We start from the raw sequence: 21,089 nt of genomic DNA, 5'->3' as shown, positions 1-21,089 counted from the left end.
TTATATTTGTAATCAAAATAAGTAATATGTTATATTTGATGCAGAAACAAAGTAAGCTGAAAAGGAAGATGAATATAATGGAAATTAATAAAAGCATTTGCCCTATTTGTGGAAGATCTAATAATTGTGCATATGAGAGGGGATTATCACATGGAAGTTGCTGGTGTGAGAAAATTGAGGTTCCTAAAGAGTTGAGAGAACAAATACCTGAAAGCTTAAGAGGAAAAGCTTGTATTTGCAAAGAATGTGTAATTAATTATAAAGAGGGAATTAAAAAATCTATTAATGAAAATAGGTAATTAAAACAAATGTATTGACAAGGAATTGGAAAGGAATATAATATAAATATAATAATTAAAGCTTTGAAGAGAAAGAGTAAAATTAATAGAGTTTTACAGAGAGGTTCCGGTTGGTGAAAGGAACAAAACAAGTTAATTTGAATACGTCTCTGAGCAGCACTCCGAAAGATAACAACTAGTAGGCAGATGTCGTATCGCACACGTTATAGTGCTAGGGTATAACCAAGATAATTTTTTGGCGTACCTGAAGAGGTTGTTATTGTGAAATAATGATAAATTTAGGTGGTAACACGTGAGTATATAGCTCTCGTCCTATTGGATAGGATGAGGGCTTTTTTGTATTTAAAAATGTTAATACTTATGTGTAATATAACAGAAATAAATAAGAAAGTTAATTAAGAATAAAATTGCGCAGTTTATATATATATTAAGCGATATTACTGATTAAAGTGCACATTAACTAGTAAATGCTTAATAAAAATTTTAGTTTTAAAATCTAAAAATAATTGGAGGAAATAAAAATGATAAATATAGATGAACAGATTAAGATAATTTCAAAAGGTGTAGATGAGATAATTGGTTTAGATGAGTTAAAGGAAAAGTTAACTAAGAATAAGCCATTAACAGTAAAATTAGGACTTGATCCAAGTGCTCCAGACATTCATTTAGGGCATACTGTAGTTTTGAGAAAGCTAAGGCAACTTCAAGATTTAGGACATAATATTGTAATAATAATAGGAGATTTTACTGGAAAGATAGGAGATCCTACTGGAAAATCTAAAGCAAGAAAGGCATTAACAACTGAACAGGTTCTAGAAAATGCAAAAACGTACGAAGAGCAAATATTTAAAGTATTAGATAAGAAAAAAACAAAAGTTAATTTCAATAGTGAATGGCTTTCAAAAATGAACTTTGAAGATGTAATAAGATTAGGAGCAAAGATGACAGTAGCAAGAATGCTTGAAAGAGATGATTTTAAAAAAAGATACGAAAATCAAATGCCAATAAGCATTCATGAATTTTTTTATCCTTTAATGCAAGGATTTGATTCTGTAGAAATAAAAGCAGATATTGAACTTGGAGGAACAGATCAAAGATTTAATTTACTTATGGGAAGAATGCTTCAAAAAGAGTTTGGACAGGAGCCACAATGTACTATAATGATGCCATTACTTGAAGGATTAGATGGTATTAACAAAATGAGCAAAAGTTTAGGGAATTATATTGGAATAGATGAAGATGCAAGGGTTATGTTTGAGAAAATAATGACTCTTCCTGATGAGTTAATAGTTAAATATTTTGAATTAGTAACGGATATTCATCCGGATGAAGTAGAAAAGATAAAAGAATTATTAAGAGATGGGGCTAATCCAAGAGATATAAAAATGCAGTTAGGAAGAGAAATAGTAGAACTATACCATGGGAAAGATGCAGTAAAGGATGCCGAAGATAGATTTAAATTAATTTTTCAAAGGAAAGAGATACCTGATGATATAAAGTGTGCTGAAGTAAGTAAGGATAATTTAGATTTAGCAGAAATAATAACTAATAATTTATTAGTCAAAAGTAAAAATGAATTTAGAAGATTAGTAGCTCAAGGTGGAGTTAAGGTAAATGGAGAAAAATTAGGAAATATCGAAGATTTAATATTAAGTGAAGAAATGATAATACAGATAGGAAAGAAGAAGTTTATAAAAATAATTATAAAATAGAAAATATTTTATAATTTGAAAAATATGATAATAAAAATAAGAGGAATAATTATTTTTTTATAAATTCCTCTTATTTTTCTATATCAAAAGATAGGAGTAACTTTACCTATATGATATACCGATATTTTGTTTAAATTTTGAGATAATATCTATTAATTTAGTTTTTGTTCTAGATTTATAGTAGTTAGGATTTTTAATAGCTTCTATAGGAATAGAAGATTTCTTTTTACCTGATAATCTATCATTTATATTTTTTAAATAAAGATTTACAAAGGTAAGATTTGAGTTTAGTTTATTTAATTTTTTAAAGTATTTTTTGGCGTTCTTTAAATCATTTGTATAGTAAAAACTAGTTGCATATTTAGTTAGAAAATCTTCATTATCAAGTAACATACTACCAGCGGTAGTATTAACACTTTTATTTAAATAGTAAAGTGCTTCCTTATAATTTTCTACTTTAGTTAGTAATAAAGCTAAACTACATATAGAGTAATAATCATCATCTTTAATAGAAAGAACTAGTTTGAAATTTCTAATTGCAGCATGATAAGATTTATTATTTGAATAATACTTACCAAATAATTTATATAATTCAAAGTCTTTATTGTACAACTTCAAAGCTTTATTTAAATACTCTTCTGCATCAGTTGATCCAGTATTAATTAAATCACAAGCAATTGAACGAAGATCTATATATTCTTCGAGGAATTTAGAATCAATATGTTTTAAAGAGTCATAACTTAATGATTCTTTAAAATATAGCCTATCAAATAAATAATCAATTTTTAAGGTTGGATAGATTGATATTAACTCATCATGTCTAGAGCTCCAATTAAATTTAGTATTTAAAAATGTAAAAATATTTTTAGGAATATTTTTATTATTAGTTATAAATTCTATAATGTTTTGCTCCACTAAATAAAATAAGGTTTCATTCGATGCTATAGGTAAAGAAAATAATTCTTCCCAATTTTTCTCGTTTATTCTAAGTGAGAAGTTATTATAAATTTCTTTTAGTTTGTTCATAAATGGTTCAGTATATGGATTAAGATATTTTTTATAAATTGGAATTGTTAATGGTAAAGATACTGAAGCATTAGAGAGTTTACTTTTAATAGTATCTAGTTCAACTTTTATTGAAATATCCCAAGGTCTTAATTTAATTAATAATGTATATAAGTCTTTAGCTTTTTGTAAATCATATGAGTAGTGATAACAATGAGCTAAATCGATAATACGATCTAAATCAAGTGTATTTTTTAATTTTTTTATATATTTTTCTAGGTAATATATTGCTTTTGAATATTGGTTAGTTTTTGTTAGTAAATGCCCAAAATTTGAAAGACAAAACATATCATTAGGATTTATGTTAATGGCTTCTCTAAAGTAATTTAATGCCATAAGATTATCATCTTTATTAAGATAATAACTTCCTAATAATTTTAATAAGTCTAAATCTTTTGTATATATAGCATAGGCATCAAATAAATAGCTTTTATCGGTATCTTCTTTATTAGAATTAAGTGATAAATAAGCTTTTTCCCTAAGAGAGAGATATTCATCTAATTGCTCTGTCTTAATATCAGATAAATAATTATAAGTTAAGGGTAATGGATTATTTATTTCATTTATTATAAAATCAACTATTTCACTTGAAAGATTAGATTTTAATTCACTAACTCTATTCGTCCAATTAAATCTAGAATTTAATAAAGTATAAATCTTTGAAGGAATATATTTATGTGTGTATATATATTTAACAAGTTCAACTTCTAAGTTTTCACTAATAGAAGGGTTATTTAAAATAGGTAATGTTAATAAATTAATCCATGAATCTCTAGAAAATCTAAGATTGGGATTATTATATATTTCATTTAATTTATCAATAAATTTATCTATTGAATCTATAGCTGTATCATCTATTGATGAATTTATTAAAGCTGATAAAATATCAAAATTAGAATTATGCAATACAGTCATATTTAAATCTCCAATAGATGCAGTAGCTAAAGATAGAGCTTTATTATATGCTAACTCTAATTTTTCTGCATCTTTATTATTTTTGCCTATAGAATTACTTAATTCAACATAAGCCTCGTTAATTTTATCAATATTTCTAGTTGGTGTTATTTTTAAAACAGTCCAGCAACTCATATGGTTAAATTACCCTCCTATTCATCAAAATTTTATTTAATTTCTTTCTTACTATAAAAAAATAGAAGAAATATAAAAAGTGTTGTATATACATATTTTATATTAAATAGAAAATAATGTAAAAAGAATTAATCACAAATATTATTACATTATTTTTAAAAATAAATGGATTTAAATGTAAATAATAGGAGAAAATAAGAAAAACTTCAAATATAATAGAAGCTAAAAGTATTAAATGAGAAATCGAGAAGAAATAATGAAAAAAATGTTATTATAGTGAAAAAATATTCAAAAATACAATTGTAAATAAAATTATATATATTTAACTTTTTAATATATAAATTTACAAAAATATAGTATATAATAAGTTTGTTATTTAAAAGACAGTGTTTATAGGCTTTCCTATACATTATAATAGCTTCATATTTTAGTAGGAATGATAATATAATTTATAGATTTTATTCTAGTAAAATATATGATGTATATATAGAATGTAAAATATAAATATTGGAGAAAATCATGAAGTGTGATTGAAGCATGGAGAAAAATGTTGAGAAAAATAGGAGAGAAAAAGTATAAAAATGGAACAAAAGGTAGTATAATACTGTTAAGGAGATTTATTAAACAGGAGATAAGAGATGAAAAGGGTACAACGGAAATTAAGTATTTTGATAATGGTATTAATAATTACTTATATTACATTATGTAATAATATTGTTTATGCAAAAGAATATAAGGAAGAAAAATTAAATGTCTTATTTATTGGTTCATATAATTCAAATTTTATATCTTTTGAAGATCAAGTTGAAGGAATAAAGAATGGATTTGATAATGATGTTAATTTAAGAGTTGAATATATGGATCTAAATGGATATTATAATATCGAGAATGAAGAAAAATTCTATAATTTATTAAAATCTAGTTTTGAAAATTATAAAAGATATGATGCTATAATAGCGGGAGATGATGAAGCACTAGAATTTTGTTTGAAATATAGAAATGATATATTTCAAGATATTCCAATATCATTTTTAGGAATTCAAAAGGAAGAATTATTAGAAGAAGCTTTTAAGCATGAAAAAGTTTCAGGAGTGCGAGAAATAGAATCTATAGAAGAAAATTTAAAATTAATTACAAAGTTTCATCCTAAAACAGAAAATATAATTTTTTTAAATGATTCTGGAGATGAGTTTTACGAGAATATTGTTAATAAGTATTCAAACTTAAATTTTCAAGCCATAATCACAAGTAAATTAACTATAGATGAATTTAAAGAGACTATAAAAAATTTAAAAGATAATAGTGTTATAATTTCACTATATCCTGATGATTTCAAAAATGGAGAATGGTTAAAAACTTCAGATATAAATAAATTAATATCAGAAATAAGTCCAACGATTCCAATATATAGTGTGTTAAAATATGGTATCGGTACCGGAAGTATTGGAGGTAAAGTTATTAATCATTTTAATCAAGGGAAAAAAGCCGCTGAAATAGTATTAGGATTATTAGAGAATAAAGATGAAAAGGAATTATATATTGATGGGGAAGATGCCAATGAATATATATTTGATTATGATATATTAAAAAAATTTAATATAAAAATTAATTCTTTGCCAAAAGGATCACAGATACTTAATAATCCAATAGAGATGATTAAAAAATATAAAACATCATTTATAATACTTAATATTATATTTGCCACATTAATACTTTTAATATTAGCATTAATAAAATATATATATTATAAAAGAAAGTATGAAAAAGAGATAATAAATGCAAAGAATAAAGCAGAAGAAGCTAATAAGCTAAAAGCTCATTTTATAGCCAATATAAGTCATGAACTTAATACGCCAATAAATGTAATATTATGTGCAGCTCAACTTATGGAGAGTAAGAGCTATGAAAATTACAAAGATAATGATACCATTAATGTAGTAAAAGATAATTGCTATAGATTAATGAGATTAATAAACAATATAATAGACGTAGAAAAAGCTGAATTAAATGATTTAAAATTAAATTTAGAGAATAGCAATCTAGTTAGTTTAACAGAAGATTTAGTAATGTCTATAATTCCATATGCAGAAAAGAAAAATTTAAATTTAACTTTTGATACAAATGAAGAAGAAGTAATTATGAATATTGATGTTAGTAAGATTGAAAGAGTTATTTTAAATTTGGTATCAAATGCAATTAAGTTTTCAAAGGATGAGGGTAATATTTATGTCACTGTTAATTCGGAAGATAAATATGTAAATATTATTGTTGAAGATAATGGAGTAGGTATATCACAAGAGGATATATGTAATATATTTGAAAACTTTATGCAAGTTGATAATAGTTTAACTAGAAAAAATGAAGGTAGTGGAATAGGGCTATCAATAGCGAAATCTTTAGTAGAACTACATGATGGTGAGATTATAGTTGAATCTCAGATTAATAAGGGAACAAAATTTACAGTTAGATTACCTAAGAAAACAAGTGAAAATTACAATGATACTTGTAATAATATTGAAGAAAAACATTCTTGTGAAATAAATATGATAGATGAAATAAGAAATATAAGATATAGAACAAGAACTGAGTTATCAGATATATATATATAATAAAAGCTCCACTAAAAATTTATTAGTGGAGTTTTTTACTAGATATTTAGATAATGGAATATTATTTAGAAATAATATAGTGAAAAAATATAGATTTAAATTATGATATAATTATTAGAAATAAACTATATCTAAAATTTTTAGATTATAACAGTGAGTAGAGGGTGAAGTAATTATATGACTTTGGATATTGATAAAATAAAGGCTATAATATTTGATATGGATGGGGTAATATTTGATACTGAAATGATATATTTAAAGGTATGGTCAGAGGTTTTTGAAAAGTATGGTTATAAAATGACAAAAGAAATATATGCATCAGTATTAGGAACTGGTCGTGAAAATGTTAAGAAAGTATTTTTAAATCATTTCGGAAATGATTTGAAAATAGATGATATGTATATGGAAAAAGATGAAAATTTAGCTAAAGAAATAGAAAAGGGTGTTCCTTTAAAGTTAGGAGTATATGAAATTTTAAAATACTTAAAAGAAAATAATTTTAAAATCGCATTAGCCACATCAGCTATTTCAAAAAGAGCATTTAAACAACTAAAGCAAGCTAATATCGAAAGTTTTTTTGATGTTGTAGTATGTAGGGATGAGGTAAGAGAAACTAAACCAAATCCGGAGATATTTTTAAAGGCTGCAGATAAGTTAATGGTAAAGCCAGAGCAATGCATTGTAATTGAAGATTCAAGTGCAGGAATAGAAGCTGCATTTAACGCTGGCATGGTTCCTATTCATGTTGTTGACTTGAAAAAGGCGGATGAAAAGATTTTAAATAATTCTTATAAAAGTTTTAATAATTTAAATGAAATAAGAAATGAGTTAATGAGTATGAAATAGAAAAAATTTTGATAATAATAGTAATGTTTTTTGATAATACTATTTATATAAATTTTTTTAAAGGAGTAGTATTAATGGAAAGAGAACATTATATGGTAAATGGTATCGCAAATGAAAATATGAAAACACAAATTAAAAATGCACTTGAAAAAATAGATGGTGTAGATAACGTTTGTGTAGATATGGCACGAGGAAGTGTTGAAGTAATTTATAATAAGCCAGCAACTGAGCAAGAAATAAGAAGTTGTATTGAAAACACAGGACATAAAATTGAAGAATAATATATTATTGAAATACTAATAAGAGAAATTATCTTATTAGTATTTTTTTTGTTAAAAAAAGTAAAATGTTATGATAAAATTTAATTATAAAGATAAGGAGGGGGAAAAATGATATTTAAAAATAAGTATAATGAGGTAAGAAGTGGATGGAAGATACTTTTAGTATTTTTGCTTTCATATGCTTTGATGTTTGGACTATCTATGTTAGTAGGGATAATAATGGGTATTGTTCTTTTAATTAAAGGGAATGGTGATTATTTAATTAATTTTAACTTAGAGTCTACTGCAGAATATGAATTGATTTTTCAGATTAGTACTTCAATAAGTAATATTTTACTTATTATATCTTGTATTATTATATGGAAATTGTTTGAAAAGAAGAAAATTAATAAGATGGGTATAACGTCTATTAAAAAGGGGTACAAGGAGTTAGCTATAGGATTAGTATTAGGAGCAATCACAATGAGTATAGTAGCTGTAATTATAATAGCTATAGGAGATGTTAAATTAGTAAATCCTATTAGCAAACCACAAGTATCAATATCTTTATTATATGGGCTAATAGGTTTTATATTTGTTGGGTTTGGTGAGGAGATACTATCTAGAGGATACATTATGTCTGTATTAAAACAAACAAGAAATAAATGGCTAATATTAATTGGACCAGCATTAATATTTGCAGCTTTACATTTAGGTAATGAAGGAATAGATGTGTTGGCATTTATTAATTTATTTTTACTAGGTGTATTATTTGCATACATGTTTATGAAATCTAAAAATATATGGATGGCAATAGGATATCATATAACATGGAATTATTTTCAAGGATATATTTGGGGATTTGAAGTAAGCGGAATAAGTGTTAATGGATTATATAAAGTAGAAAATGTAACTAATAATATAATAAATGGAGGTGCTTTTGGACCTGAGGGAGGAATAATAGTTACAATAGTTACTTGTTTAACCTTTGGATTTGCATATTGGTTTTATAAAGAGGAAAAAATTGATGACTTTATAGGAATTGAAAATAAAGAAATAATAAGTTTGAAATAAAGATGAGAAACTAAAAAACAACTGTCTACATAAGGCAGTTGTTTTTTTATTTTTAGTTTTTGGTTTTTATGTATTCATCTCTAAATTCTAGCGGAGTTTTTGAAGTTATTTTTTTAAATACTGTACTAAAATAACTTTGATTGTTATATCCTACAGAAAGTGAAACATCAAGTAAAGATATATTAGGATTTTTTAAAAGTTCCTTACTTTTTTCTATTTTATAGTTATTTAAATAGTTTATAAATGTTGATCCAACTTCTTTTTTAAATACACTACAAAAATAACATTTGTTTACGTTTAATTCTTTGCAAATATCATCTATTGAAATTTCATGAGCATAGTTTTTTTCAATATATTTAATAGCATGATTTACAAAGGGAGAGTTAATCTTATTTGATTTATTATTACAAATATGATTATCGATAATATAAGAATGTAATTTAATAATACTTTCTAAACCTTCTTCTGTAAGTGTATTGATAACATTAGTATTATTAGAATCTTCATTAATAGTATAAGGACCCATTAATAGATACATTTTAGTATTGTCATAATGATTAAAACTAATGCAAGTAAAGGATATATCATGATTTATATTAAATGAAAAGGTGTTTGAAGAAAAATCTGATTTTTTTAGTTCTTCTATAGCTTTAGAAGTATAAAATGAATCATCGATTTTGGAATCATGATTATAGGTAAATATAGTTTCAAACTTATAATTTAAAACTAGTATTGGAACAGCAAGGCAATTAAAGAAATTAGTTAATATATTTGAAATCATTAATCTGAGCATCCTTCCATTAAAAATTCTTCTAAATTTATTAAATATAAAAATATTGTTAAAAAAATTGCAAATATAGTTAAAACATATGATTAAAATATATGATATTATTTTAAGAGTAAATGAGAATCAATATCATTAATTATGAAAGATAATTATTAATATGTCAATTAAAAGAGATAAATAAATTTTAGAAATACACTAGGGGGAATAGAGATATGTTAAGAAAGAAACTTTGTAAGATGTTAGCTGCTTTAATGGTATCAACAATTGTATTAGGAACTAATGTACAAGCTGTAGGTGCTACAACAGTTGATGCTATTGCTAGTCCATCAATAGATAATTCAGGTAGTGAAGAGGAAAACAAGGGAAATGGTTTAGTTAATGGAACATATGTAGTTAAAAATGAAACTGAATATGCTGAAGCAGGAAACACTACAGGTGAATCTATGGCTAGAAGCGCATTAAAAGAAGATACTATTATTAGTGTTGAAGAAGATAAAATAACTATGACATTACAATTTAATGAAGAGTTATATCCTATGATGAAAGATATTAAAGTAAGTTTAGATGGAGTTGATTTAAACGGAGTTAATGATACAACAAATAAATCAATTACTTTTGAAGTACCATCTGTTGATGCTAAAGTACAAGTAGATATGACTGTAATAGCTATGGGGAAAGAGGTATCTTTCTTTGTAACAAATGATACTAGTACAATTCCAACAATAGATGATTCAGTAGAAGATAATGAAAATCAAGGAAGTGTTTTAGCTGATGGAAAGTATAAGATAACAAATAAAACTTTAAAAAGTAATGGTGATGGAGAAAGCAGTATAAGACAGTATATTGATACTGACTCTATTATAACAGTTAAAGATGGAAAAATTACAGTAACTATGAAATATAATGAATTAGGATTAGAAACTGTAAGAACAACAAATTCAATAACTATTGATGGACAAGAAGTTGAATTTAAGAAAAATGAAGATGGTTCGATAAGTTTTGAAATAAGCTCAATAGATGTGTTATATACAAGAATAAAAATTAATTTAACATATTATCATCCTATGCTTCCAGAGTTTATTGCACCGGGAGGTCTTCATGCAGTTGATATTGATTTATTGCATGCGGGAGAATTAACTGAATATACAGAAGATGATTCTTCTCAAGATTCAGGCAATAATGGTGAAACAAACAAGCCAAGTGACGAGAACAACGGTGGAAACACTGATAATGAAAATAACAGTGGAAATACTGGAAATGAAGGTTCAAGCAACGGTAGTTCAAATAATGGAACAACTGAAGAACAAGGAACTAAGGTTTATACAGGTAAAAACAATGTAACTCATGATAGTGAGACTGGATTAAGTATGGCAAGAAAGGCTTTAGAAGAAACATTAAAAGTTGAAGAAGTAAATGGAAAGAAATATGTTACATTAACATTTACATCTATGGGATCAACAATGATGAATAATCATACAGTATATGTTAATGGAGCAAAAGTAGATGCAACTAAATCAGTAAATGGTGATATTGTTAGTTTAAGATTTGCTGTTGGAAGCTTAGAAGATTCAATAAAAGTTTCAGCTTATGTTACTATGATGGGAAGCAATGTAGAATTCGGTGTTGATATATTAGAAGACACATTAACATTAGTTACAGATGAAACAACTAACAATGGAGGAACAACGGGAAGTACAACAGGAGGAACAACATCTGGATCAAATAACAATAGTAGTACAAGCAATGAAAATACAACTACTACTGAAGATGAAACTAAAGTAACAAAGGGTAAGTTATACTCAATTCAAAATAGTGTAACTCATGAGAGTGAAACTGGAAGATCAATGGCCAGAAAGTATTTAAATTCTACTTCAAAGGTTGAAGAAATAGATGGTAAATACTATGTTACTTTAACTTTCACTGGAGCTGAATTCATGCAAAATCATGAGATTTATGTAAATGGTAAAAAAGTTACTGTAACTAAGAGTACAAGTGGAGATACAACAAATGTTAGATTTGCAGTTTCAAGTTTAAGTGATAGTATAAAGGTTAAAACTTATGTAGTACCAATGTCTAGAGAAGTTGAATTTGGTGTTACATTATTAGAAGATACTTTAACATTCATTAAAGAATATACAGTAGACACATTACCAGAAACAGGAGCACCTATTGGTTCAGGAGCAGTTGCAGGTTTAGGAATGCTTTTAACATCTGCAGGAGCTGTTTTAGCAAAGAAAAGAAAGTAGTATAAAGTACTAATAAAGTCATATGAGGGGGTAAATAAAATAGGAAATCTATTTATTTGCCTCCTAATTTAGGTTTAAGAATTAAGGAGAATAGAAAATGAAGATATTAAATAAATTTAAAGGGATTTTAGTAGCTGTAATGGCTTTAGGAATATTCTTAACTTTAGGAACTAATAATACATATGCAACAGAAAGTGATATAACAAGTGGAATATATGAAGTTGAAAATGATGTTTATCATGAATCAGAAACTGGAATGGCTATGTCAAGAAGTTATCTATTACCATCAATGAGTGTAGAAGTTACAAAAGAACATATAATTTATACTATTGGTTTTTCAGGTAGCGACTATATGGAGAATTATAGAATGAAGGTTAATGGAGAAGAGGTACCTGTTGAAATAGTAGAAGAAAATAGTGAAGAAGGTATTGTTAAATTAAAGGTTGAAGTTGATAAAGTAGATGCAGACATGGATGCTCTTATTTATGTTGGTCCTATGGAAAGAGATGTTGAGTTTAAGGTTATACCTAAAATGGAAACTTTAACTTTAGTAGAGGCAATAGAAGAAGTTGAAGAAATCCCAGCAGAAGATGAAGAAGTTTCAGTAGAAGAAGAAACTTTAGCAGTAGTAGCTGAAGATGAAAAAAATAATAATAATATTACTTTAATTATAGCAGGGGTTGTTGCTATAGTTGCAATTGGAGCAATAGTTATTGTAAAAGCAAAAAAGAAGTAATAAATTATTGAAAAGAAGTTGTAGGAAGGTTATATATTATGAAATATAAAAGAATTATATCTATGATAGCAGCAGGGATTATGACTTTAGGATTAGTAAGTTGTAGTTCTGAAAGTAGTGAAGATAAAACTGTTGCAGTAGGTAGTGGTGAAGAGGTAGTAGTTGCTACATCTGTTGCAGTAACAGAAATATTAGATGCATTAGGTGTTAAGGTTTCAGGAGTACCAAGTACATCTTATGAATTACCAGAAAGCACTAAAGATGCGGTTGAAGTTGGGAATCCAATGAGCCCGGATTTAGAGATTATTAAATCATTAAATCCAACAATGGTAGTATCAGTAGATACTTTAGGATCTGATTATATGAATTTATTTACAGAGAATAATATTCCAAGTGAATTTGTTTCTTTAGAAAGTTTAGATGGATTAAAAGAAGCAATAACTACTTTAGGAGAAAAATTTGATAAAAATGATGAAGCTAAGGCTTTATTAGAACAAATAGAAGCAAAAGAATTAGAAGTTAAAGAAAAAGCTGAGAGTTTAGAAAATCCAGAAGTTTTAGTTTTATTTGCTGCACCAGGATCAACAATGATAGCAACGTCAAAATCTTATGTTGGAAGTTTAGTTGAACTTGTTGGTGGAAAAAATATAATTGAAGATAGTAGTACAGCATTTACAACTTATAATAAAGAAGATTTAGCTATGCTTAATCCAGAAAAGATTTTAGTTATGGTACATGCTTTACCAGAAGAAACAAAGTCAGCATTAGAAGCGGAAATGGCAAGTGATTCTGCATGGCAAAATATAAATGCTGTAAAAGAGGGAAATGTAATTTATTTAGATAGTGAGTATTTTGGGATGAGTGCAAATCTTAAGGTTATTGAAGGATTAGAGATACTAAGTGACATAGTTCATGGTAGTGGAGAATAATTATGAGAGTTTCAGATAAAAAGTTTAAAGTATCATTTATAGTAATAGCCTTAATAGTATTATTAGCAACTATACTAGTTTCATTAAAATTAGGTAGTGTAAATATAACATTTAAAGAGCTTATAAGTGGATTATTTTCAGGACAATCAGAGGGTAATATAGGAATTATTAAAGATTTAAGAATGCCGAGAGTTATAATAGCTGTATTAGTCGGAGCAAATTTAGCAATAGCAGGGGTTTTATTACAATCTGTAATAAGGAATCCACTAGCGGATCCATATATAACGGGTATATCTTCAGGAGCATGTGTAGTTACAGTTTTCTTTATGGTATTTATACCGAGCGTAACTAATCTAAGACCTATATTTGGATTCTTTGGAGGGCTAGTATGCTGTGTAATTATTTATTTTATGGCATATAAAAATGGATTATCACCAATAAGAATTGTATTAGCAGGTGCAGCATGTAATGCATTATTAAGTGGGTTTTCATCTATGATTACTGTTAGTGCAGGGCTTGGATCAAGTAATATTCAAAAATGGATGATGGGAAGTTTAGCAACAGTTAATTGGAGCAATGTAAATATACTATTAGTTTATTCTGTTATAGGAATAATTGCAGCATTACTATTAAGTAAAGTATGTAATATATTAGCTCTTGGTAGTAAAAATGCAAGAAGTTTAGGATTTAACTCTGACTTATATATGATAATTGTTACTGCTGTAGCTGTATTTTTAGCAAGTATATCAACTGCAATTGCTGGTATTATATCCTTTGTTGGATTAGTTGTACCGCATGTTTGTAGAATTATTATAGGATCAGATCATAAGTATTTAATTCCTTGTAGCGGAATATTAGGAGGATTCTTAGTATTGTTTGCCGATACTGTTGGAAGAATGGCTATGAGACCTAATGAAATACCAGTAGGAGTAGTAACTGCTATATTGGGAGCACCATTTTTCTTATATCTTTTAAGAAGGAGTGACTTGAAATAATGATAAAGGCAAAAGATTTATACTTCTCTTATGATAAAGATAAAAGCTTTATTACTAAGCTAAATGTGGAAATAGAAAAGGGAAAGATAACAACTATATTAGGCCCTAACGGTAGTGGTAAATCTACGTTATTAAGTTTATTTGCAGGGTTAAATAAACCTAATTCTGGGGATATAAGTATTAATGGAAAATCTATAAAATCTTTAAAACAAAAAGAATTAGCAAGAGAAATCGCCACAGTTCATCAGCAAAATACAGTTCCTAGCGATATTACTGTTAAAGAATTGGTGGCTTATGGCAGAATTCCTCATAAAAAGTATTTCCAAGGAAATACTGAAAGTGATGATGAAATTATTGAATGGGCTATAAAAAGAACAGGTCTTGAAAATCTAAAAGATAAAGCTGTCATGGGCATGTCTGGAGGAGAAAGACAAAGAGCATTTATAGCAATGGCATTAGCACAAAAAAGTGAAATTTTATTTTTAGATGAACCTACAACATATTTAGATATCTATCATCAAGTTGAGATATTAGAACTTGTTAAAGAGTTAAATGAAGAAAGTAAATTAACTGTTGTTATGGTATTACATGATATTAATCAAGCAATAAAATATAGCCATAATGTAGTAGTAATGAAATCAGGAAAAGCTATTGCAAGCGGAAATGCAAATGAGGTAATAAACATGAATCTCCTTAATAATGTATATAACATTGGTGGGTTTATAAGTGAAATAGAAAATGAAACATTCTTTGTACCATTAAAGTTATAAAGAAAGGGATAAAAATGAAAAACAGTAAGAGTTAATAGTATAAATATAGTACTTTTAGCTCTTATTTTATTATATAGGTGCAAAGGAAAATAAATATCAATTATATATAATGGTGAATTGTATTGTCATGCATTAAATACCAAAACTGGATATCCTATTAAATCAGACTTAAAGTCAATTACTATAGTAAGTGATGAATCTATAGATGGAGATATACTTTCAACTTCCTTATTTATAATGGAAAAAGATAAAGCTTATAAATTTATGAAAAAGCATAATATAAGTGGAATAATGGTTACTAATAAAAATGAAATAATAGTTATTAAAGATTTAATATTAGTAGATACTGATTCAACTTATGTAATTTTAAATGCTATTGGTGATTGCTTATTTAGCTTTTTTCCAATATTCTTAGGATTTACAGCATCTAAGAAATTTAAGTTAAAAGATGTTGGTATGGACACAGTTCAATTAGAAGGAAAATATTTTAATGCAAAAGTAAAACAAGGTGAAAAGATTAAAAAAGGACAATTATTATTAGAGTTTGATATTAATGAAATAAATAAAGCTGGTTTTTCAACAGTAACTCCTGTAATGGTAACTAATTCTGATAATTATTTAGATGTGCTAGAAACTGATAAAAAGAAAACAGATTATAATGAAGAATTATTAAGAGTAGTAGTTTAATATTAAAGATTAAAAGGTATAAGAAAATTATTAAATAGTTTTCTTATACCTTTATTTTTACTTTATACAGTTTTTAATAGTTAACTATAAGTCATCTGCGTCTTGTTCTTCTCCATACCTTACAGTTCCTTCAGAACTAAAACTATCATGGGGATCTTTCTCTATAAAGTAGCCGTCATTAGGTTCTTTAGATTTTTTTGCAAACTTTGTACAAGACTCCATTTGAACATTTGTTAAGTCATTAATTTTTTTCATTTTATCCATTAGTAGTACTCCTTTATAAATAAAATAATACACTTAGTATTAGTAAAATAATAAAAATATATTAAAAATATAATTACAAATTATGTTTAAAAAGGTAAAATTAAAGAAAGGGAGATTTAATATGAGATATGGAGGTTATGATGAGAGTAGTAAGGTTATATGATATAAAGGAATACTTGCAATCTTATGCTAATGCTATTTCTAACATACTAAAAATAGATGTTGAGATAGTTGATGAAAATTTAAATAGAATTATTGGAACTGGTTTTTATGAGGAGAAAGTTGGAGTTAATATAAAAAAGAATGGTTTGGTTTATTCAGAAACATTAAGAACAAGGAAAATGCAAGTTATAGAAAATCCAGGAAAAAACAAGTTGTGCAAAAAGTGTATAGATAAGGATAATTGTTTTGAGAAAATGGAAATAAGTTATCCTATTTATTATGGAGAAGATACTTTTGGAGTTATAGGTTTAGTATGTACAAGTGATAAACAGAGACAAGCGCTTATGGAAAATTTTGAAAGCATAATGGCCTTTATAGGACATATGTCAGAATTAATTGCCGCAAAAATTGTTGAACAAAATGAGGAAATGATACAAAGAAAAAATTTAGTATTTTTAAAGCAAATAATTAATTCAGTAAATGATGGAGTAATAGTAATAAAAAATAATAATATTATAAGTAGTATTAATTTAAAGGGAATAAAGGAGCTAGGGTTAAATACTAATATAGTAGGTCAAAGTATTAAAGTAGAATTAACAGATGATTATTTTCAAGAATCACAAATTTATAATGTTGAAATAGATGGGAAAAAATATGAGGTTGTAGGGAAATTAATACCAAGTTCTACAAACTTAGAAGATTATAATAGTGTATTAATTTTTAATAAGTTAAAAAAGATAAAAGAAGAAGCAATAACATTAACTTATGGAATAAATAAGACGAACATATTTTCAATTTTAGGTGATTCTAAAGAAATGATGATTTTAAAAAGTAAAATAAGAAAGATTAGTAATTCAAATTCAACAGTTTTAGTCACGGGGGAAAGTGGGACAGGAAAAGAATTAGTTGCAAGAGCTATTCATTGTGAAGGTAATAGAAAGGATAAGCCATTTATTGCAATTAATTGTGGTGCAATACCTGAAACTTTATTAGAAAGTGAGCTTTTTGGCTATGATAAAGGTGCCTTTTCAGGTGCAAACTCTAATGGAAGAATAGGAAAGTTTGAGTTAGCAAATAAAGGAGTTATTTTTTTAGATGAAATAGGAGATATGCCATTATATTTACAAGTAAAATTATTAAGAGTATTACAAGAAAAAACAATAGTAAGAATAGGATCAAATAAGTTAATTTCATTAGATATAAGGGTAATAGCAGCTACTAATAAGGATTTAAAGGAATTAGTTAGAAGAGGAAAGTTTAGAGAGGATTTATATTACAGATTAAATGTTATACCTATAGAAATTCCACCTCTAAGAGAAAGAAAAGGTGATTTAGAATTGCTACTAAATTCCTTAATTGATAAATATAATATAGAATTCAATAAATCTGTATATTTAATTGAAGACAATGTTTTAGAAATGTTTAAAAAATATAAGTGGTATGGAAATATAAGAGAATTAGAAAATGTAGTTGAGTTTATGGTAAATTTATGCGATGAAAAAGGAATAATTAATGAAACTATGTTACCAGATTCATTTATAGAAAGTTTTCATGAGCAAATGGGATTAGAAGAAAAGGGAAATGATGATATAAAAGAGATAATTCCATTAAAGGATATTGAAAGAAAGTATATAAAAAAAGCTATTGAAATATATGGAGATACAACTGAAGGTAAAAAATTAGCTGCAAAAAAATTAGGAATTGGAATTGCAACTTTATATAGAAGATTAGAACAATAATAAAAAAATATCAAAATGATAATTTTTTATTGATTTAATATAGAAAATTGGCATAATACTATACTTAGCTCAATTATCAAATTGAGAATTTATTCTCAATTTGATAATTGAGCTAAGTTTTAAGTTAGAATAATAAGAAAATTTATAAAATTTTCTTTATTTACAATGAATTTTTCTGAAAAAAAGTAAAATTTATACTTAAATTCAAAAATATTTTGGCACGTTTATTGCTATAGATATTAGTGTAAACATTTAGCAAAAATTTGTTTGAAATAATGGGAGGTTATTATGGATTTTAAATTAATTAAGGGACAAGCAGAAAAATATGAAAGTAGTATGACTAAGTTCTTGAGGGACTTAATAGCAATACCAGGAGAAAGCTGTGGAGAAAAAGGTGTTATAAATAGAATTGCTCAAGAAATGGAAATGTTAGGCTTTGATAAAGTTGAGATTGATGGAATGGGTAATATATTAGGATATATGGGAAATGGAGAAACATTAATTGGATATGATGCTCATATTGATACAGTTGGACTTGGAGAATTAAGCAATTGGAACTTTGATCCATATAAAGGTTATGAAAATGATGAAGAAATAGGTGGACGTGGTGCATCAGACCAACTTGGAGGAATTGTATCAGCAACTTATGGAGCAAAAATAATGAAAGATTTAGGTCTTTTAAGTGATAAATATACTGTATTAGTAACAGGAACTGTTCAAGAAGAAGATTGTGATGGTTTATGCTGGCAATATATATATAATGAGGATAAAGTAAAACCAGAATTTGTAGTAATTACTGAACCTACTAATGGAAATATTTACAGAGGTCAACGTGGACGTATGGAAATAAGAGTTGAAGTTAAGGGAGTTTCTTGTCATGGTTCTGCACCTGAACGTGGAGATAATGCAATATATAAAATGGCAGATATACTTCAAGAAGTAAGAGTATTAAATGATAATCTTCATTATGATGAATTCTTAGGAAAAGGAACTGTTACTGTTTCTGAAATATTCTTTAATTCACCATCACGTTGTGCAGTTGCAGATATGTGTGCAATATCATTAGATAGACGTTTAACTGATGGAGAAACATATCAATCAGCTTTAGAAGAAGTAAGAAATTTACCATTTGTAAAGAAATATAACGCTGAAGTTTCAATGTATAAGTATGAAAGACCAAGCTATACAGATCTTGTATATCCAACAGATTGCTATTTCCCAACTTGGGTAATACCAGAGGATGCACCAGCAACTAAGGCTATGGTTGAAGCTTATAGAGGAATGTATGGAGAACCAAAGGTTGATAAATGGACATTCTCAACTAATGGAGTTTCTATAATGGGTAGATTTGGAATACCTTGTATAGGATTTGGACCTGGAAAGGAAGAAGAAGCACATGCTCCTAATGAAAAGACTTGGAAAGCTGATTTAGTAAGATGTGCTGCAGTATATGCTGCAATGCCAACTATCTATTGTAAAAATAAATAATTTTAAATAGTATGAAATATAATTTGAATTAAGGAATTGTTTGGTAAATTATATATATAAATTATTTGTAAACAGGTAATATTTTAAAATAATGAGGATAAGGGAGAGATATAAAAATGGGATTAATGGATAAATATGTTGAAATGTTAGATGGGTTAAAATTTGAGGATATGTACAATAATGATTTCTTATTAACTTGGGAGAAGTCTGAAGACGAATTAAAAGCTGTTTTTACAGTTGCAGAAGCTTTGAGAGAATTAAGAAAAAATAATATTTCACCAAAGATTTTTGATAGTGGTCTTGGAATTTCATTATTTAGAGATAATTCAACTAGAACTAGATTCAGTTTTGCATCAGCTTGTAACTTACTTGGACTTGAAGTTCAAGACTTAGATGAAGGAAAATCTCAAATTGCCCATGGTGAAACAGTAAGAGAAACTGCAAACATGATTTCATTTATGGCAGATATAATTGGAATTAGAGATGACATGTATATAGGAAAAGGTAATACTTATATGAGAGAAGTGTCAAGTGCAGTTAGAGAAGGACATGAAGAAGGATGTTTAGAACAAACTCCAACTTTAGTTAACTTACAATGTGATATAGATCACCCAACTCAAGTAATGGCAGATGCTTTACATTTAATAAATGAATTTGGTGGAATAGAAAATTTAAAAGGTAAAAAAGTAGCTATGACTTGGGCATACTCTCCTTCATATGGAAAGCCATTATCAGTTCCTCAAGGGGTAATAGGATTATTAACTAGATTCGGAATGGATGTTGTACTTGCTCATCCAGAAGGATACGAAGTAATGGAAGAAGTAGAAGAAATAGCAAAGAAAAATGCAAAAGAGTCAGGTGGGTCATTTACAAAGACAAATTCTATGGCAGAAGCATTTAAAGATGCTGATGTAGTATATCCAAAGAGCTGGGCTCCATTTAGTGCTATGGAAAAACGTACTGACTTATATGCAAAAGGAGATACTGAGGGAATTAATCAATTAGAAAAAGAATTATTAGCACAAAATGCAAATTATAAAGATTGGGAATGTACTGAAGAGTTAATGAAAACAACAAAGGATGGAAAAGCAATATATCTACATTGTTTACCAGCTGATATAACTGGAGTAAGTTGTGAAGAAGGAGAAGTAGAAGCATCTGTATTTGATAGATATAGAAAATCATTATATAAGGAAGCTAGCTTTAAACCATATGTTATTGCAGCAATGATTTTCTTAAGTAAGATTAAGAATCCACAAGAAACTCTAAAGAATCTTGAAGAAAAGGGTAAAGAACGTCAAACTAAATAATAACTTAATGAATAAATAAGAA

General features: G+C 26.8%; 18 protein-coding genes and 1 other annotated feature. Of the genes, 15 read left to right on the top strand and 3 right to left on the bottom strand.

Annotated elements, in window-relative coordinates:
- The first annotated feature begins 77 nt into the window (after window positions 1–77).
- Both EJJ37_RS10205 and tyrS read left to right on the top strand, forming a co-directional pair.
- Window positions 78–299: a cysteine-rich CWC family protein gene (locus EJJ37_RS10205; protein ID WP_243124872.1), complete on the top strand. Its 222-nt coding sequence runs from the start codon at window positions 78–80 to the stop codon at window positions 297–299.
- A gap of 54 nt (window positions 300–353) precedes the next feature.
- Window positions 354–617, top strand: a binding site (T-box leader).
- Window positions 618–820: 203 nt separating this feature from the next.
- A complete protein-coding gene (gene tyrS / locus EJJ37_RS10200; RefSeq protein WP_133015478.1) occupies window positions 821–2,011 on the top strand; it encodes a tyrosine--tRNA ligase in 1,191 nt (396 codons plus the stop codon).
- 102 nt (window positions 2,012–2,113) lie between these two features.
- Here tyrS and EJJ37_RS10195 read toward each other — a convergent pair whose 3' ends face one another.
- Window positions 2,114–4,165: a tetratricopeptide repeat protein gene (locus tag EJJ37_RS10195; RefSeq protein WP_133015477.1), complete on the bottom strand. Its 2,052-nt coding sequence runs from the start codon at window positions 4,163–4,165 to the stop codon at window positions 2,114–2,116.
- A gap of 638 nt (window positions 4,166–4,803) precedes the next feature.
- Between EJJ37_RS10195 and EJJ37_RS10190 the strand changes: the two genes are divergently transcribed.
- The 4 genes from EJJ37_RS10190 (at window position 4,804) to EJJ37_RS10175 (ending at window position 8,954) form a co-directional block, all read left to right on the top strand.
- Window positions 4,804–6,774: a sensor histidine kinase gene (locus EJJ37_RS10190; RefSeq protein WP_133015476.1), complete on the top strand. Its 1,971-nt coding sequence runs from the start codon at window positions 4,804–4,806 to the stop codon at window positions 6,772–6,774.
- Window positions 6,775–6,951: 177 nt separating this feature from the next.
- Window positions 6,952–7,620, top strand: coding sequence for a beta-phosphoglucomutase family hydrolase (locus EJJ37_RS10185; RefSeq protein ID WP_133015475.1), 669 nt, complete (start codon window positions 6,952–6,954; stop codon window positions 7,618–7,620).
- A 74-nt stretch (window positions 7,621–7,694) separates the two neighbouring features.
- On the top strand, window positions 7,695–7,901 hold the full coding sequence (locus tag EJJ37_RS10180) for a heavy-metal-associated domain-containing protein (protein ID WP_133015474.1): 207 nt from the start codon (window positions 7,695–7,697) through the stop codon (window positions 7,899–7,901).
- Between the two features lie 108 nt (window positions 7,902–8,009).
- The gene (locus EJJ37_RS10175; protein ID WP_133015473.1) at window positions 8,010–8,954 is read left to right on the top strand and encodes a CPBP family intramembrane glutamic endopeptidase; all 945 of its coding nucleotides are present in this window, start codon (window positions 8,010–8,012) and stop codon (window positions 8,952–8,954) included.
- Window positions 8,955–9,006: 52 nt separating this feature from the next.
- Here EJJ37_RS10175 and EJJ37_RS10170 read toward each other — a convergent pair whose 3' ends face one another.
- Window positions 9,007–9,735: a helix-turn-helix domain-containing protein gene (locus tag EJJ37_RS10170; protein WP_166484734.1), complete on the bottom strand. Its 729-nt coding sequence runs from the start codon at window positions 9,733–9,735 to the stop codon at window positions 9,007–9,009.
- 218 nt (window positions 9,736–9,953) lie between these two features.
- Between EJJ37_RS10170 and EJJ37_RS10165 the strand changes: the two genes are divergently transcribed.
- From EJJ37_RS10165 to EJJ37_RS20865, 6 genes are all read left to right on the top strand, one after another.
- Window positions 9,954–11,987, top strand: coding sequence for an NEAT domain-containing protein (locus EJJ37_RS10165; RefSeq protein ID WP_133015471.1), 2,034 nt, complete (start codon window positions 9,954–9,956; stop codon window positions 11,985–11,987).
- Window positions 11,988–12,084: 97 nt separating this feature from the next.
- Entirely contained in the window at window positions 12,085–12,723 is a 639-nt protein-coding gene (locus EJJ37_RS10160) for an NEAT domain-containing protein (protein ID WP_133015470.1), read from the top strand.
- A gap of 38 nt (window positions 12,724–12,761) precedes the next feature.
- Window positions 12,762–13,652, top strand: a complete 891-nt coding sequence (gene isdE, locus EJJ37_RS10155; protein ID WP_133015469.1) for a heme ABC transporter substrate-binding protein IsdE — start codon at window positions 12,762–12,764, stop codon at window positions 13,650–13,652.
- Window positions 13,653–13,654: 2 nt separating this feature from the next.
- Complete coding sequence (locus EJJ37_RS10150) at window positions 13,655–14,647, top strand: FecCD family ABC transporter permease (RefSeq protein ID WP_133015468.1); 993 nt, start codon at window positions 13,655–13,657, stop codon at window positions 14,645–14,647.
- Window positions 14,647–15,417 (top strand): ABC transporter ATP-binding protein, encoded by a 771-nt coding sequence (locus tag EJJ37_RS10145; protein ID WP_133015467.1) that lies wholly within the window; start codon window positions 14,647–14,649, stop codon window positions 15,415–15,417. Before EJJ37_RS10150 ends, EJJ37_RS10145 begins: the two co-directional genes overlap by 1 nt.
- Before the next feature lie 117 nt (window positions 15,418–15,534).
- The gene (locus EJJ37_RS20865; protein WP_243124871.1) at window positions 15,535–16,104 is read left to right on the top strand and encodes a PTS glucose transporter subunit IIA; all 570 of its coding nucleotides are present in this window, start codon (window positions 15,535–15,537) and stop codon (window positions 16,102–16,104) included.
- 84 nt (window positions 16,105–16,188) lie between these two features.
- On the opposite strand, the gene EJJ37_RS10130 is transcribed toward EJJ37_RS20865, so the two are convergent.
- Complete coding sequence (locus tag EJJ37_RS10130) at window positions 16,189–16,368, bottom strand: hypothetical protein (protein WP_133015466.1); 180 nt, start codon at window positions 16,366–16,368, stop codon at window positions 16,189–16,191.
- Window positions 16,369–16,508: 140 nt separating this feature from the next.
- Between EJJ37_RS10130 and EJJ37_RS10125 the strand changes: the two genes are divergently transcribed.
- From EJJ37_RS10125 to ygeW, 3 genes are all read left to right on the top strand, one after another.
- Complete coding sequence (locus EJJ37_RS10125; protein ID WP_133015465.1) at window positions 16,509–18,269, top strand: sigma-54 interaction domain-containing protein; 1,761 nt, start codon at window positions 16,509–16,511, stop codon at window positions 18,267–18,269.
- A 288-nt stretch (window positions 18,270–18,557) separates the two neighbouring features.
- Window positions 18,558–19,757: a YgeY family selenium metabolism-linked hydrolase gene (locus EJJ37_RS10120; protein WP_133015464.1), complete on the top strand. Its 1,200-nt coding sequence runs from the start codon at window positions 18,558–18,560 to the stop codon at window positions 19,755–19,757.
- A gap of 116 nt (window positions 19,758–19,873) precedes the next feature.
- On the top strand, window positions 19,874–21,067 hold the full coding sequence (gene ygeW, locus EJJ37_RS10115; protein WP_133015463.1) for a knotted carbamoyltransferase YgeW: 1,194 nt from the start codon (window positions 19,874–19,876) through the stop codon (window positions 21,065–21,067).
- Window positions 21,068–21,089: the final 22 nt, after the last annotated feature.

Source organism: Clostridium cuniculi (genome assembly GCF_004353185.1).
GTDB classification, from domain to species: domain Bacteria; phylum Bacillota; class Clostridia; order Clostridiales; family Clostridiaceae; genus Clostridium; species Clostridium cuniculi.
Note: the sequence above shows the minus strand (reverse complement) of the source record. Positions and strands in the feature narration are given on the sequence as shown.